The sequence below is a fragment of the Cupriavidus sp. USMAHM13 genome, from assembly GCF_001854285.1.
Taxonomy (GTDB): domain Bacteria; phylum Pseudomonadota; class Gammaproteobacteria; order Burkholderiales; family Burkholderiaceae; genus Cupriavidus; species Cupriavidus malaysiensis.
Genome location: NZ_CP017751.1, coordinates 515,805 through 531,777 on the forward strand (window position 1 = coordinate 515,805; position 15,973 = coordinate 531,777).

Genomic DNA, 15,973 nt, shown 5'->3' on the forward strand with positions numbered 1-15,973 from the left:
CTGCGGTTCGCGGAGCTATGGCAGTGGTTGCACTTACAGTCCGCACAAGCGTCACGAACACAATGGCGACGAAAAAAAGTGCGAGTTCTGTGGATCGAGCAGCCATGGACGGGGTTGCACCTACAGCCCGACCAAAACACACCGCCATGGCAGTGGCAACAACAAGTGCCGCTGGTGCGGTTCCAGTGCCACCGGCTCGGGGTGCACCTACAGTCCGAGCCGGACACACGAACGCTGATCGCGCGGGACGGCGGGCAGGGTGCTTGCTACAACCGCTCCACCAGGATCCCCGCCGCACGTTCCGACAACACCAGAACCAGCTTCATCGTCGCCCGCGTGGCGCCGACGAAGAGCCGGCGCACGGCCTGGTCGTCCAGCGTTTCGAAGTCGACCTCGGCCAGCACCACGGCCGGCGCCGACTGGCCCTTGAAGCGGTGGACCGTCTCGGCCAGCACGTCGCCTTCGGAGTAGACCGGCCGGCCGTGCATGTCGTATTCGCCGGTGAAGGTGCGCAGCGTATGCGGGCCGAGCTGGTTGAAGCCCAGCAGGCGCGAGCTTTCGCGGCCGCGGTAGCTGAGCAGCGCCACATCGCCCTTGCGGAAGCCCGCCGCGTAGCACTGGCGGATGCCGTCCTTCACGCATTCGCGCAGGGTGGCGTCGTCGCGGTAGACCAGGAACTCCACTTCGGCGGCCGCGAGCGGCGCGGCCGCCTCGATCTTCACCTCGGCCGGCACGATGGCCTGCAGCAGCTTCACCACCGGGCGCGGGCTGCGGAAGTTGCTCTCGGCGCGCAGCCGCACCCAGCCAGGCAGCTCCACCGGCGGCTGGCCGTACAGGTTCTGCAGCGGGTCTTCCAGCCACAGCACGCGCCCTTCTGGGCGGGCGTGGCGCAGCACCAGGTCGCGCCAGGCGGGGGCGAAGTCCTGGCCTTCGTCCACGATCACGCTGTCGAACAGGAAGGCCGGCGTCACCTCCCGCTCCGCGGCCGCGGCCACCAGGCGGCCGAAGGCGTCCGGCTGCTGGAAGTCCGGCGTGATGCCGGCCGCGCGCAGCAACTGGTCGCACAGCATGTGGAAGGTGCCGACATGGCCGCCGGCCGGCGCGATGCGCGCGAAGTGGTCGGCCAGCGGGCGGTTGAAGCAGACATAGAGCGGGCGCTTGCCGGCCTCGATGGCGGCGCGGTACTCGGCCAGCGCCAGCTGTGTCTTGCCCGATCCCGCCGTGCCGGTCACGCGCAGGCGGAAGGGCTCCAGATCGAGCTGCCGCGCCCAGTGCGCCAGCCCGCCCGAGACGCGCGTGACCATGGCGCGCGCCTGGCCCACCAGGGCGCTGACGTCGGTCTCGAGCTGGATGATGTCGCACAGGAAGCGGTCCACGCGCGCCGCCAGCGCATCGTCCTCGCCCACCGGCAGCACCTGCTGGATCCACTGGCACAACACCTCGCGCCGCTGCGCATCGATGATGCGCTCGGGCGACAGCCCGGCGGTGGCCGGCGAGCGCACCACGTGGTCCGGGCAGTACAGCAGGTGCTCCAGCCGGATCGGCTGCCCCGGCAGCGCGCGCCCCAGCTTGCCGCGCAGGCCGTCCGCGGTGCGGCCCATCTGCACCGGCACCGACTTCAGCCTGCCGCCATAGTTCTTGGCCAGCCCCTCGTCGGTCTCGACCAGGTAGCCGCTCTTCTGCTCGATCAGCATCAGGTGGCCGGCGCGGTTCATCACCACGAAATCGATCTCGCCGTAGATGGCGTGGGCGCGCTCCACATTGGTCCAGTGCACCGCGTGGTAGACGGTGTAGCCGTCCGGCAGGCCCTTGGCCAGCACCGCCAGCGTATCGAGCTCTCGCTGCAGCGGACCGTCCGCTTCCATGGTCTCCCAGCCGTCGGGAACGACGCGTGCCATCTGGATTCTCCGTCTTGGTGAGGTGGCCGACGTGGCCGATGTAGCCGATGTAGCCGATTTAGCCGATTTAGCCGATGTGGATGATGTGGCGGGAGGATACCGCATGGCGTGGCAGGCAGCGCTCCCGCTCCATGTGCGATGCAATCGGCGAGGTCGATGCATCCGGCCAGGCGGTCCCCCTCGCATGGGGGGCTAAGGATGCGTGCATGCCTTCCGATATAGGGCTGCGCGGACAAAGCTCTTCCCGGCGGCGGCGGGGCCGGATACGCATGGGCGGCCGCGGCCGCAGCGAAGAGGAATGCAATGGACATATCGGCAATCACCACCGCATTGCCCGAGCGGCGCGACGACATCGCGCGCCTGCAACTGCTGTCAAGCAGCGGCCGGCTGCCGACGGTCGCCGTGCTGGGCAAGTACAACCACGGCAAAAGCACGCTGCTGAATGCCTTGATCGGCAACGAGGTCTTCAAGGTGTCCGACGTGCGCGAGACCGTGCGCGTGCAGGCTCACGAGAACCAGGGCATCCGCTGGCTCGATACGCCGGGGCTCGGCGCCGACGTGGCCGGTGGTGACGACGCGCTCGCGCGCGAAGGCAATGCGCGAGAGGCGGATATCCGCCTGTTCATCCATGCCGCCGGCGAGGGCGAGCTGGATGCCGAGGAGCAGGCGTGCCTGGAGGCCCTGAGCGCGGACGACGAGTGCTCGTCCCGGCAGACTGTCGTGGTGCTCACCCGCATGGCGCAGGTCGACGAGGCCGACATGGCAGCGATCCTCGGCGCCTTGCGCCAGCAGACCGGCGACCTGCCCGTGTTTCCCGTGTCCGCATCGCGCTATACGCGCGGGACCCGCGAGAACAAGCCCTTGCTGGCGGGCCGCAGCGGCGTGCCGGAGCTGCTGGCCTTCCTGCGCGAATGCGCCGATGAGGTAACGGAGCGGCGCGAGCGTTCGCGCCGCGCGCTGGGTGAGCTCCTGCTCGAGGCTGTGCGGCAGAAGCGGGCGGCATGCGAGGCTGCGCGCGGGCGCCTGCGCAAGGACATGGCTTCGCGCCTGGCGGCGTTCAAGCACGACTACGTCGATATGCGCACCAGGCTTCAACGGGAACTCAAGGGAAACTGAATCATGCTGCCCTTTCTGGCTGCCGTGGCAGCCATCGCGGCCGTCACCGCCGCCGTCAAGCACTTCTCCAGCGATGAGGACACGTCGCACTCGTCGTCCGGAGGTTCCCAGCGCGACGAAGACGGCGAGCGCCGAGCCGCGCAGCGCGCACTGGTGCGCCGCAATGCCACCGTGCAGTTGAACAGCCTGCTGGCACGCCACGGGCTGGATCCCGGCGACGCTGCCATCCAGCGCTTGGTCGAGCGCTTCGTGACACACAACGCCGCCAGCGAGGAGAATCCGTTCACCGACCACTTCGCTCGCACACCGCCGATGCGGGAGCTGGCGGCCCGCGTCGAAGCCGCCTCCCAGGAACTCGACACGTTCGATGCCGCCGAGCTGGCACTGCAACGCCTGCTGAACGGGGACGTCCGATGAGCGCGTTGGAAAAGGCCCGCACGCCGGAACGCGCTTTTCTCGATGCGCTCGCCAGCTTCGACGTGATCGCCCGGGACGTGGCGCCGCAGGTGGCGCGGCTGGAGCACTGGCGCAGCACGCTGCGGACCGCGCTGGAACTTGCACCGCCGCCGAAAGGCCTGAAGCCAGGCAGCGCGCTGGCCAGCCAGGCCGAGCACGTGCGCACCCTGCTGCGCGACAGCATGGCCCGCTGGGAAGAGGATCTCGCCCGGCGCGCCCCCATGCGTCAGCTGGCCGAGACCTTCGGCGACCGCGCGGTGCTGCTGGTATTCGGCAAGGTCAACGCCGGCAAGAGTTCGTTCTGCAATTACCTGGTCGACAGGTTCCGTGCGCTGGGCATGCCGGTCGAGGCCTTCGTGGTGCGCGATGGCGCGCTGGAGGCACTCGATCAGCCCTTCAGCGTCGGCGCCACGGAGACCACGGCGACCATCCAGGGCGTCCGCGTCGGCGAGCAACTGGTGCTGCTCGATTCGCCGGGCCTGCATTCGATCACCGCGGAGAACGGCGATCTGACACAGCGCTTCATCGACAGTGCCGATGGCGTGCTGTGGCTGACCAGCTCCACGTCGCCAGGCCAGGTGCAGGAGCTGGCGGAACTGAAGCGCCAGCTGGCGCAAGGCAAGCCCCTGCTGCCGGTGATCACCAAGAGCGATATCGACGACGAGGACGAGGTCGACGGACAGATCGTCATGCGTTGCATCAACAAGACTGCCGACAACCGCCACAGCCAGCAGGCAGATGTGTTGAAGCGGGCGCGCCAGTGCCTGGAGGCGGCGCAGCTGGACCCCGCGCTGGTGCGCGAGCCGGTGTCGCTGTCGGTGCAGATGGCGCGTCTGGACGATACCGCCGCCGGGCGCGCGGCGGCCGGTATCGATACGCTGTTCCGGGCCTTGCGCGAGATCGTCGCCCCCGCGAGCGGCTACAAGCGCACCAAGGCGGCCACGCTCGTCCTCAACCATCTCGAAGCGGATGTGCTGGCGCCGCTGGAGCGCGACATCCTGCCGCAACTGGCCAGGCTCGAAGATTCCGCGCACCAGGCGACCGCCCTGCTGGCCGAGCGCACGCCGCGCATCGCGTCGGCCGTGGTGGCGGAAGTGCTGGGCGGCCTGTCCGAGCTGCTGGAAGCGCACAAGGAGAGCCGCGACATCGATGCGCTCTATCGTGCGCTGTCGGCGCGCGGGCGCGACGCGGTCGAGCACCATGTGCGGAAGGAACTGGCCGACTATGCCGAGCAGCTGCGCGAGATCGCCCTCGACCTGAATGCCGACGGCGCGCAATACGATGAAGAGACCATCGAAGTGATGGTGCGCAGCGGCGGCGTCAAGAAGGCCGCCGTGGCCACCGGCGCGGGACTGATCGGCACGGTGCTGGGGACTCTTGCGGGCGGACCGCTCGGTGGCGTGATCGGCGGTGCCGTGGCGGGCTGGCTGGGCGACAAGGGCGGCGATCGCCTGCTGGAAACCCATCGCAAGACCATCCCGGTCGGCATCAGCTACGACCGGCTCTACGCCAGCCTGGAGCAGGAACTGCGCCGCGTGCTGCCCGATGCCGTCGCCACCTGCGTCGGCGAATGCCGCAAGGCCATCGGCTTCGTCGCAGCGGAGGCCCGCGGACTGGCGGCCATCGTCGACGCCAGCCGCAGCAATCTCGCCGTCATCAAGGAGGCTATCCGCCATGAGTCCGTTTGAAATCTACCAGGTGCTGCTGAACGACGCCGAACCACTCGCGGCACGCCATCTGGAGGGCGCGCCGGCCGTGATCGCCCGCCTACGCGCGGCCGTCGCCGAGAAGACCATCCACGTCATGCTGTTCGGCGCCTACAACGCCGGCAAGAGCACGCTCATCAATGCGCTGAGCGGCGCCATCGTTGCCAAGGTGGACGACGTGCCGACCACGGCCGCGGTGCAGCCCTATCCGTGGAACGGCCATGTCCTGCTCGACACGCCGGGAATCAATGCACCGATCGAGCATGAGACCGTCACGCTGGACGAAATGCGCGAGCAGGCCCACCTGGTGCTCTTCGTGCTGCGCCAGGAAGACCAGGATGCGCAGGACATCGTCGAGCGCCTGCTCGACATCATCGAGAGCGGGCATCCGCTCTTCGTGCTGCTGAACTACCGGGGCGAAGCGGACATTGCCGCGCTGATCGAGCGCTTCGCCGCAACGCTGGCGCGCGCCGGTGCGGCGCGCGGCATTCCGGAGGCAACGCTGGCCGCCGTGCCGGTGCTGATGATGAACCTCCGTTCGGCCGAGCGTGGCCGTGTCGATGGCAAGCCGCTGCTGCTAGAGCACGCGCGCTACGACATGTTCATCGACCGCTTCGCGCAATGGCTGGGTGAGTACGAGGACGAGCACAAGCGGTTGGCGGGCACGCATGCGCTGATCACGCGCGAGCTGCTCGATCCGGTGCGGGCGGCGCTCGGCAACGGTCGCGCGGGCGGCGCGGATGGCAAGGCCGAGTTGCTCGCCGCGCAACTCGCGCACCTGCGGCGCGACCACAACGTGCTGCGGCTGGCCGCCACCAGCCGGCTGCGGCGAGAGCTCCAGCAGAGCCGCGCCGCGCTCGGCGTCGCGCTCGATGAAGCGGGTTCGGAGGCCGAGCTCACGGCAAAGGCATCGACACTGGTCGGGGAGCTGGCCGAGACCATGCGGAAATGGCTGGAGCTTGAACTCGCCTCGCAGCACAAGGCGCGCATCGATGCGGCGCTGGGCGACAACGTGCTGGACGCCACCCAGTTCCAGTCGCTCGACGAGAAGTCCTGGGGGCGCCTGGTCGGCCCCGCGCTGGAGCAGCTCAAGAACGTCGACAGCGGCCATATCAAGCAACTGCTGATGTGGGGGCGCCAGCTGAAGATCCCCGGCCTCAAGGGTCGCTGGGAGAAAACGTTCGACAAATGGGCAGGCCGTGCCGGCCCGGCCATCAGTGTGGTGGTCGCACTCGGCCAGATGGGGCTGGCCGAAATGGAGGAGCGGCGCGAGAACGAGCGCGCCCGCGCGCGCGCCATCCAGCGCAGCCAGTGCCTCGACCAGATCTCGGCCGACATCTTCGCCGGCTTGCAAGCCAGCCTGTACGAAGCCATCGACGGCATCTTCGCCCAGCAGGCGCAGCCGGTGGAGGCCGACCTGAAGACAGCGGAGGCCGAGGCGTCGGCGCTGGAGCGCGACCGGGTTCGCTGGGCGGCCATCGCAGACGGCTTCGCGGCGGCGAGGTTCTGAGCGGCGGGCGGGCAGGCAGGTTCGCGGTACCGGCAGCGCGCTCGCGATTGCCGCGACCTGCCCGCGCCGGCTCTTTGAGGGGCGCAGCAGCAACGGTGGCGAGTTCGGTGCGCAGCTGCGCGCTCCGCCCAGCGACACATCCTGTCGCACCCCCGTGGAGAATGGCCTGCCATGCCCACGGAGAACCGCCCCATGCTGCGTCACCACCGAAGCCGCTCCCACCGCGATCCCCAGGACGTCTCGCCCGCCGTGCGGCTCTGGCTGCTGCGCCTGCTGGTGCCGCTCGGCGCGCATCGGGAGTTCATCCAGCGCTCGGGCTTCGGCAACGATGCGCTGGCCCACGCGATCGGCCTCGGCGCCTTTGTCGACCCGGAAGACCTGGAGTTCGACGCGGAGGCGGTGCGCCGCCGGCTGCGCAAGCTGCACCAGGAGGCCGAGCGCAACGCCGGTGATGCTGGCGCCGGCGGCGATCGCGACATGCCCGCCTTCCTGGCGCGCAATATCGCCCGCCTGGCCGAAGTGGTCGGCTTGTCGGCGCTGGACTGCCGCATCCTGGCCTTCGTGGTCCTGCTCAAGAACGAGCGCCTGCTCGACGACACCGCCGACTGGCTCGGTTCCCTGTCGGCCGCCAAGGTCTTCGACACCCTCGCCGTGCTGCTCGACGAGCCCGAGCCCGCGGTGCGCGCCGCGCTCGGCCCGCACGGCGTGCTGGCCCGCTCCGGCCTGGTGTCGATCGACCGCAGCTGCCGCTACACCCTGAACGGCAAGCTCGAACTGCTCTCGGACAGCTTCGCCGACCACATCGTCTCCACCGATGCCGACCCCATCGGCCTGCTGCGCGACACCGTCGCGGTGGCGGCGCCGGCCACGCTGCGGCTGGACGACTACGAACACGTGCGCAGCTCGCTCGCGGTGCTGCTGCCCTATCTGCGCCAGGCCATGGCGGCAGGCCGCCCCGGCGTCAACGTCTTCCTCTACGGCCCGCCCGGCACCGGCAAGAGCGAGCTGGCCAAGGTGCTGGCGCGCGAGATCGGCACCGAGCTGTTCGAGGTGGCCAGCGAAGACGACGACGGCGACCCCATCAGCGGCGAGCGCCGCCTGCGCGCCTACCGCGCCGGGCAGAGCTTCCTCGGCCAGCGCCGCGCGCTGATCCTGTTCGACGAAGTCGAAGACGTGTTCCAGGATGGCGACGGCCTGTTCGGCCTGGGCGGGCGCAAGAGCACCGCGCAGACGCGCAAGGCATGGATCAACCGCACGCTGGAAGGCAACCCGGTGCCCACGCTGTGGCTGTCCAACTCGGCGCGCGGCCTGGATGGCGCCTTCCTGCGCCGCTTCGACATGGTGATGGAACTGCCGGTGCCGCCGCGCCGGCAGCGTACCCGTATCATCGAGGGCGCCTGCGCCGGCCTGCTGGACGCCCGCGCCGTGGCCCGCATGGCCGAGTCCGAAGTGCTGGCGCCCGCCGTCGTCACGCGCGCCGCCGCGGTGGTGCAGGCCATCCGCCAGGAGCTCGGCCCGGACGGCACCGCCAGCGCGATGGCACTGCTGATCGGCAACACCCTGCGCGCGCAAGGCCACCCGGACCTCGCCCGGCCGGGCGCCGAGCGCCTGCCCGAGCTCTACGATCCCGCCCTGGTCCACGCCGATGCTGATCTCGACGCCCTGGCCGCCGGCCTGCAGCGCTCCCGCGCCGGCCGCCTGTGCCTGGTTGGCCCGCCGGGCACCGGCAAGACCGCCTTCGGGCGCTGGCTGGCCGAGCGGCTCGCGGTGCCGCTGCACGTCAAGCGCGTCTCCGACCTGGTCTCGCCCTACGTCGGCGAAAGCGAGCAGAACCTCGCCCACGCCTTCCGCCGCGCGGCCGAAGACGGCGCGCTGCTGCTGATCGACGAAGTCGACAGCTTCCTGCAGGACCGCCGCGGCGCGCAGCGCAGTTGGGAAGTCAGCCTGGTCAACGAAATGCTCACGCAGATGGAAGCCTTTCCCGGCGTCTTCGTCGCCTCCACCAACCTGATGGACGGCCTCGATCCCGCCGCGCTGCGCCGCTTCGATCTCAAGGTGGCATTCCACCCCCTGAAATCCGATCAAGCCTGGACGCTGCTGTGCCGATATGCAGAGCAGCTCGCGCTGCCGGCGCCGGAAGCCGCGCTGCTGCCCCGCGTGTCGCAGCTGGCGCGCCTGGCCACGCTGACGCCCGGCGACTACGCCGCGGTGGCGCGGCGGCACCGCTTCAACGCGCTGGCCTCGGCCGCCGATTTCGTCGCGGCGCTGGAGGGCGAATGCGCGCTCAAGGACGGCGGCAGGGTGGCGATCGGGTTCCGGTAGCCGCGGCGTGATCGCGCATGGCATCATCGAAACACGGGTCCCGTGCCACGGGAACCCGACCCCAACAACGACACGCCATCCGCCTTCGCGCGGATGGCGGGCAAGCTCCCACGCACCGCCACATGCCCAAGCGACCGGATACGCTGGAGACCACCCTGCTGGCCGTGGAACTGCTGCGCCGCATCCCGCGCCACCGCAAGATCTCCGCCGTCGAGCTGCACGAACAGCTCAAGCACGCCGGCATCGAACGCGAACTGCGCACCATCCAGCGCCAGCTGGAAAAGCTCAGCGAACAGTTCGACATCGAACGCGACGACCGCAGCAAGCCCTTCGGCTACCGCTGGAAAGAACGCGCCAGCGGCCTCTCGCTGCCGGTGCTCAGCGAACAGGAATCGCTGATGCTGATGCTGGCCGAACAGCACCTGCGCCACCTGCTGCCCAGCAGCCTGATGCAGTCCATGGACGGCTTCTTCCAGCAGGCCCGCGCCAACCTTTCACCCCACGGCGGCAACGCCACGGGCAATGTGACGGGCAGGGGCAACCGGCGCGAGCGCGAATGGCTCAACAAGGTGCGCGTGGTCAGCACCACCCAGCCCCTGCTGCCGCCCAAGATCCGGCCCGGCGTGTTCGAAACGGTGAGCAACGCCCTCTACGCCAACCGCTGGCTGGCGCTCGACTACAAGAACGCCGCCGGCAAGCGCAAGACCGCCAGCGTGATGCCGCTCGGCCTCGCGCAGCAAGGCGTGCGCCTCTACCTGGTGTGCCGCTACGAAGGCTATGACAACGAACGCATCCTGGCGCTGCACCGCATCCTGTCGGCCGAGGCATCCGTGCACACATTTGAGCGTCCGCGCGATTTCGATCTGCAGCGATACGACGCCGACGGGCATTTCGGCTTCGGCGATGGCAAGCGGATCCGGCTCATGTTCCGCATCGCCAAGGAGGCCGGCCTGCATCTGCTGGAGTCGCCGTTGTCGAGCGATCAGCAGGTGCGGGAGGTGGGGGATGGTTTTGAGATTTCCGCGACGGTGGTGGAGACGGCGCAGTTGGAGTGGTGGTTGCGGGGGTTCGGGGAGGCGGTGGGGGAGGTCAGGCGAGAGGCACTCTCCATGTGACTCCTGCAGCGGGAAGTCTGCCGGCGAGCGATGAGTTTGCCGAGGCGGCGGACGAGAAGAGGACACGAGACGAGCATCAGATCAACACCAGACGAACACCACACGGGCAAAGCAAGCGATGACTGACCAGGCCTTTGATATTGAACATTTCCACTTGCTCAACTCCTGGAAAGGGGAGGTCCGAGACAAGAACGACGCACAGCATGAGCACGTCTACGAGAGGCTGAAGGCGGCTTACGGGCTGACCAAGCAGTGGGCGGAACGGGTGCAGAAGAGGCTGTTTCCGCAGGGCAAGACGCGTGTGGTGCAGCGTCCGACCCACCAATGGACCGAGCGCTTCCTTTCCTATAACTGGGCGCGCATCTACCCGACGAAGGACGCACCTGCTGGACTGGCGTACACCGTGGGGATGGAGGCCGGGCACGGCTTTGTCGTCAAGATCGACGTCGTCAACAAGGCGGTGAGCGATCCCTCGCTGCGTGGCCGGTACGAGGAGATGCGCGGCGAGTTCACGGCATCGGGGATCGTCAAGGTCATGCCGACGGAGCAGGGTGTGCAGTTGGGGCTGGATGGCCTGGTGGACTGGGCCGTGCAGGCGATCCAGTCCTTCACCCCGACTTACGATCAACTGGTGGAGCGACTGGGATTCGCCAACGGCCAGGACGATCGGAGCCTGCTGGCCAAGTTCCGCGGCCACCAGGATTTCGAGGCGCGGCAGCCGAAATGGAGCGCGCAGACCACCGCGCTGTTCCTGCGCATGGCAAGCGCCCTGCACGAAGCCGGGCTGGACTGGTGGTACACGCGCGCAACGAACAGCCAGCTGCGCTTCGGCCGCAAGGAGCTCGGAGCGGGAAAAGGCACGCCGGTCGGATCGTTCTATCTGCAGCATGAAGGCATCCGCGTCCGCCAGGTGCTGACGTCGCCCGGCGGCGAAGCGGAGACCGCCATGATCTCGGACGATCTGCTGCAGCGGATCGAGGCGGTCATCGACGGCGACGGCGGCTGGCAGGAGCGGCTGGGCAATCGTCCGGACCGGCCCGGACACTGGCCGGTGGATTACCTGGCGAACGGCGATGCGGGCGAGGCAGCCGACGAGCCGGACGAGCCGGACGAGCCAGACGTGGGGGCGTTGGAGCGCGCGAGTAACACGATCTTCTACGGCCCGCCCGGCACCGGAAAGACGCGCGCGCTGCAGGAATGGATCAAGACACACTACACCGGAGAGTCCGGCGCCCGGCACGCCTTCGTCACCTTTCACCAGTCCTATGGCTATGAGGAGTTCGTCGAAGGCCTGCGCCCGGTGCTGGCCGACGATGCGGCTCGCATTGCCGCAGGGGCGAATGGAGAGGAGAAGGCCGAAGTGATCGAAGCGACCGAAGCCAAAGGCGACGTGCAGTACGAGATCCGCCACGGGATCTTCTGGAATCTCTGCGACCAGGCCCGCCAGGACCCGGGCCAGCGCTACGCCATGGTCATCGACGAGATCAACCGCGGCAACATCAGCAAGATCTTCGGCGAACTGATCACCCTGATCGAGGCGGACAAGCGCGAAGGCGCACCCTACGAGGCGAAGGTGACGCTGCCCTATTCGCAGCAATCCTTCACCATTCCACCGAACGTCGACCTCATCGGCTCGATGAACACCGCGGACCGCTCGCTGGCGCTGGTGGACACCGCGCTGCGTCGGCGCTTCGAGTTCATCGAGTACATGCCGGATCCGTCGTTGCTGACGGGCATCAGGGTCTCGCGCCATGGCATCGACATCGACCTGGAAGCGATGCTGGCCAAGATCAACCAGCGCATCGAAGCGCTGTACGACCGCGACCACACCATCGGCCACGCCTACCTGATGCCGCTGAAGACGCTGCCCGAGGGAGCGGACGCCTTCCAACAGCTGGCCGCCATCTTCCGCCGCAAGATACTGCCGCTGCTGGAAGAATACTTCTTCGAAGACTGGCAGAAGATCCGCCTGGTGCTTGGCGACAACCAGAAGACGAGCGAGGAGAAGCAGTTTATTCGGGCGCTCCAGAAGTCAGATGACCTGACTGCGTTGTTCGGTTCGGGGCATAACCTGGATCAATACTCCGTTCGACCGCGCTATGAGCTCAACATCTCTGCCTTCTCCGATCCGGAGGCATATGTCGGAATCTATCGCGAAGCGGCGCGTCGCTCCGAGATGGAAGAATGAACGCGCTGACCCTGCACGAGTTCGACTGCGTGGTGAGCGAGGCGCATGGCGCCGCCCGCCACGCCGTGCCGGCACGCGTGTTCGCCTGGCTGGAAAGCCAGTGCTTCCACGAAGGCGACGATCGTCCCGCCTGGCTGCGGCCGGCGCGCGTCGATGGCCGCAGGGCCGTGCAGGTGCGCCACTACGCCGGCGTGGTCCAGGCCCCCTGCGGCTTCCAGATCGAGGTGCTGCCCAAGATCGGCAGGCACACCTCGGCGGACGAAGCGAGGGCGCGGCTGATCGACATGCTGAAGTGCCTGGGCGGCTTCCGCCACCTGCAGACGGCGCAGGCCGATCTGTCCACCGTGCGCATGCCGCTGCTGGACGTATTCATCCGCTCCTTCCTGGCGAGCGTGCAGAGCGTGGTGAAGCGTGGTGTGCGCAATGACTACGTCACGCACCAGGACAACCTGGCGGCCCTGCGCGGCAAGCTGCTGATGGCGCCGCACCTGACGCAGAACCTGGCCCGCCGCGACCGCTTCTTCACCGCGCACGACGAGTACTCGCCCAATCGCCCGGAGAACCGCCTGCTGCACGCCGCCCTGCGCGCCGCCATCGCCATCTCGCGCGCCCAGGAGAACCAGCGGCTGGCCCGCGAACTGTGCTTCGTCTTCGCCGACGTACCGCCGTCGTCGTCGATTGCCGGCGACCTGCGCGCGATCCGCCTGGATCGCGGCATGGCGCACTACGAAGCGGCGCTCGACTGGGCCAGGCTGATCCTGCAGGGCTTCGGCCCGGTCACCAGCGCCGGTGCGCAGCAGGCGCCATCGCTGCTGTTCCCCATGGAGCAACTCTTCGAAGCCTACGTGCGCAAGCACCTCGCCAGCCAGTTGCGCGATGGCCACGTGCTGACGGCCCAGGCCAGCCAGCACCATCTTGTTTCCCACCGGCAGGCGCAATGGTTCCGCCTGAAGCCGGACCTGCTGATCCGCGCCGGCCGCAATACCCGCGTGGTGCTGGACACCAAATGGAAGCTGCTGGACGCGAGCCAGAACACGGCGCGCGACAAGTACCAGCTCAGCCAGGCCGATTTCTACCAGCTCTATGCCTACGGCCACCACTACCTGGACGGCCAGGGCGACCTGGCCCTGATCTATCCGCGCACGGACGCCTTCGCCCAGGCACTGCCCGTGTTCGACTTCCCTTGCACGCCGGGCATGCGGATGTGGGTGCTGCCGTTCTGCCTGAAGACAAAGCGGCTGATGCTGCCGGCGTCGCTCGCATTGGATCAGGTCCTGCAGCGGCCGGCCGACTGAGCGGGCTCGATCCCTACCCGCTCGCCCAAGCCTTCCTGGTGCCGATATTGCGCTGATACGGCGCTGATACGGCGCTGATACGGCGCGGATACGTCGCCAGCGCTATCGTCAGGATCGTCCTGCCATGCCTGCTGTCTGCTCGGCCTGACAGCCTTCCAGCCTCCACGCTTGGCCGCGCTCGCGGGCCCGTCACGTGCAGCCTCCCGCACCGCCGCTGCTGACGATGGGAAATGTGGTGCTCCCAGTTGGGATTCTTCGGTTCCGCACGATCCGCCGTTGGCCGCAAGATGCCGGGCTGGATCGCGCGCCTGCAGACGGTGCAGCAGGCACGGTGTCGATGCCATCGGTACTCCGACAGGCGCACCGGACTCGCTGCCCGCCATGCTCTGTCTGGCATTCCAAGCCCGCCATTCCCAGCCCGCTAATCCCAGCCCGCTAATCCCAGCCCGCCAATCCATGCCCGAGCCCGCTGAACTGCACTACCGTGTTTCGGAAGACGACTTTGTTGCCGTGCGGCGCGTGCTGGCCTGGCCCCAGGCGTGGGTCCGCCTGCTTGCGCTGGTCATCTACCCCATCGCCGGCGCGGTCTTTGCCGGCGTAGCTTGGTCGCGCGGCGAACTGGTGTGGATGGCCGGCGCGCTGGCCTACGCGGTATCGCCATGGGTATTGCGCTACGCCGTGGCCACGCCGCTGTCACGCCGCTGCTATCGCCGCTCTCCAACGCTGGGCATGGCGGCCACGATGCGCGTCGATGACGATGGCGTGGCCCTGGCCTCCGCCTGCGGCCGGATGCGGCTGCAATGGGCGGACATCGTGCGCTGGTACCAGGACGAGCGGCTGCTGCTGCTGTTCATCCAGCCGAGCTATTGCTTCGTGATTCCCAAGCGTGCCGACGCCGATGGCCACGTCCTGCCGCGCCTGTGCGGGCTGTTGCGGCAGCACCTGGGGCGCGCGCCAGGGTGCCGGACCGGGGCCGCCGCACTGGAGCTCGGCAAGGCACGCTGTCACGCCAAACGCTTACCCCTGTAGACATGCCACCATGCTCACCCCCATGAAATCGACCTCCTTCCTCGCTTCACTCTGCCTCGCTGCCGGCATCACAGCACTCTCCGCCCAGGCGCTCGCCGCGCCGCCTGCCGCCCAGGGAACGGCAGGGGCAGGGGCAATGGCAGCGGCAGAGGCGGAATATGTCCCCACCGCGCAGGACTTCATCGGCCGATGGGAACTCACCGGCGCAGGCCTGCGCCGGCCGCCGGATCTCAAGAGCCCGGAAACGCCGGAGCAGAAGAACGGCGCCGCGGCCTGGCAGCAGACCACGCTGGCCTTCTACCGCGCCTTCGACTACCTGGAAATCAAGCCGGACGGCAGCTTCAATTTCCACCAGCCCGGCGATGGGGCCGCAGCGCGCTGCGTCTGGTGCGGCAAGTGGACGTTCCGCGATGGATCGCTCTGGCTGGACCAGGGAACCAGTCCCAGGCTCGACATCTTCGCCCGCCATGGCGACATGCGCATGAGCTACACGCAGGAAACCGCCGAGGTCTCGTATTACAAGTGGCTGGTCTGGTCCTGGAAGAAGCTTCCCTGAGCCGGTGACGGCGGTTCGCCGGCGGCCGTAGGCCCCCCGGGGCTGTACGGCGATCACACCACGGGTGGTGGCTCGCCCTTGCCACGGCCACCGTACTGCATTGCCTGCCCATCCTCCCATGAACGAATCGACTGAACTGCGCTACGTCATCTCGGAAGACGAGTTCCTCGCCGTACGGCGCCTGCTGTCGTGGCGCCGGCCGTGGATCCGCAAGCTCGTCCTCAGTGTCTTCCCCGTGGTGGGCCTGGTCCTCGCCCTCCTGACCTGGTGGCGAGGGGAACTGATCACGATGGTGGGCGCACTCGCCTACGCCGTTTCGCCCTGGGTGTTGGGCTACGTGGTAGGCACGCCGCTGGCGCGCCGCTACTATCGGCGCTCACCGACCTTGCACGAGGCACAGGCGATGCGGTTCGATGACGAAGGAGTGACCTTCATCTCCACTGTCGGCCAGTCGCGCTTGCACTGGAAGCATCTCATTCGCTGGTACCAGGACGAGCAACGCTTGCTGCTGTTCATCCAGCCGGGCATGTGTTTCATCATTCCCAAGCGCGCCGACAGTCGTGGCGATGTCCTGCCGCGCTTGTGCGCACTACTGCGGCAACACCTGGGCCCCGCGCGCTAGTGTCCTGAATCACAAATTCGTGGACTAGGTCAGCCCTGAGTCCGTCGATGGGCCGCGCGATGCGTCGTCACGAATGCTCACAAGGCTCCAGCCTTGCTGCGCTTCGTTCCGAGCCTCGCACGGCTTCTCGACAGACTTGGTTCTTCCACGAATTTAAGAC

The 15,973-nt window shown here is 68.1% G+C and carries 12 protein-coding genes; 11 read left to right on the forward strand and 1 reads right to left on the reverse strand.

What is annotated here, in order from left to right:
• Nucleotides 1-266: 266 nt before the first annotated feature.
• Nucleotides 267-1,898, reverse strand: coding sequence for an ATP-binding domain-containing protein (locus BKK81_RS02305; protein ID WP_071010582.1), 1,632 nt, complete (start codon nt 1,896-1,898; stop codon nt 267-269).
• A gap of 303 nt (nt 1,899-2,201) precedes the next feature.
• Between BKK81_RS02305 and BKK81_RS02310 the strand changes: the two genes are divergently transcribed.
• The 11 genes from BKK81_RS02310 to BKK81_RS02360 all read left to right on the forward strand — a co-directional run bounded on the left by BKK81_RS02310 (nt 2,202) and on the right by BKK81_RS02360 (nt 15,813).
• Nucleotides 2,202-3,014 carry a GTPase gene (locus tag BKK81_RS02310; protein WP_071010583.1) on the forward strand — a complete coding sequence of 271 codons (813 nt, stop codon included), beginning with the start codon at nt 2,202-2,204 and terminating at the stop codon, nt 3,012-3,014.
• A 3-nt stretch (nt 3,015-3,017) separates the two neighbouring features.
• A complete protein-coding gene (locus tag BKK81_RS02315) occupies nt 3,018-3,431 on the forward strand; it encodes a hypothetical protein (protein ID WP_071010584.1) in 414 nt (137 codons plus the stop codon).
• Nucleotides 3,428-5,158, forward strand: coding sequence for a dynamin family protein (locus BKK81_RS02320; RefSeq protein WP_156811088.1), 1,731 nt, complete (start codon nt 3,428-3,430; stop codon nt 5,156-5,158). Before BKK81_RS02315 ends, BKK81_RS02320 begins: the two co-directional genes overlap by 4 nt.
• Complete coding sequence (locus BKK81_RS02325) at nt 5,145-6,686, forward strand: GTPase domain-containing protein (RefSeq protein ID WP_071010586.1); 1,542 nt, start codon at nt 5,145-5,147, stop codon at nt 6,684-6,686. The genes BKK81_RS02320 and BKK81_RS02325 overlap by 14 nt, the downstream gene beginning before the upstream one ends.
• Nucleotides 6,687-6,878: 192 nt before the next feature.
• A complete protein-coding gene (locus BKK81_RS02330; protein ID WP_083384182.1) occupies nt 6,879-9,008 on the forward strand; it encodes an ATP-binding protein in 2,130 nt (709 codons plus the stop codon).
• 122 nt (nt 9,009-9,130) lie between these two features.
• Nucleotides 9,131-10,123 carry a helix-turn-helix transcriptional regulator gene (locus tag BKK81_RS02335; protein ID WP_071010588.1) on the forward strand — a complete coding sequence of 331 codons (993 nt, stop codon included), beginning with the start codon at nt 9,131-9,133 and terminating at the stop codon, nt 10,121-10,123.
• Nucleotides 10,124-10,241: 118 nt separating this feature from the next.
• On the forward strand, nt 10,242-12,311 hold the full coding sequence (locus tag BKK81_RS02340; RefSeq protein WP_071010589.1) for an McrB family protein: 2,070 nt from the start codon (nt 10,242-10,244) through the stop codon (nt 12,309-12,311).
• Nucleotides 12,308-13,606, forward strand: a complete 1,299-nt coding sequence (locus tag BKK81_RS02345) for an McrC family protein (RefSeq protein WP_071010590.1) — start codon at nt 12,308-12,310, stop codon at nt 13,604-13,606. The genes BKK81_RS02340 and BKK81_RS02345 overlap by 4 nt, the downstream gene beginning before the upstream one ends.
• A 456-nt stretch (nt 13,607-14,062) precedes the next feature.
• Nucleotides 14,063-14,635 (forward strand): YcxB family protein, encoded by a 573-nt coding sequence (locus tag BKK81_RS02350; RefSeq protein ID WP_071010591.1) that lies wholly within the window; start codon nt 14,063-14,065, stop codon nt 14,633-14,635.
• A gap of 22 nt (nt 14,636-14,657) precedes the next feature.
• A complete protein-coding gene (locus tag BKK81_RS02355) occupies nt 14,658-15,191 on the forward strand; it encodes a hypothetical protein (protein WP_071010592.1) in 534 nt (177 codons plus the stop codon).
• Nucleotides 15,192-15,309: 118 nt separating this feature from the next.
• Nucleotides 15,310-15,813, forward strand: coding sequence for a YcxB family protein (locus BKK81_RS02360; protein ID WP_071010593.1), 504 nt, complete (start codon nt 15,310-15,312; stop codon nt 15,811-15,813).
• The last annotated feature ends 160 nt before the right edge of the window (nt 15,814-15,973 follow it).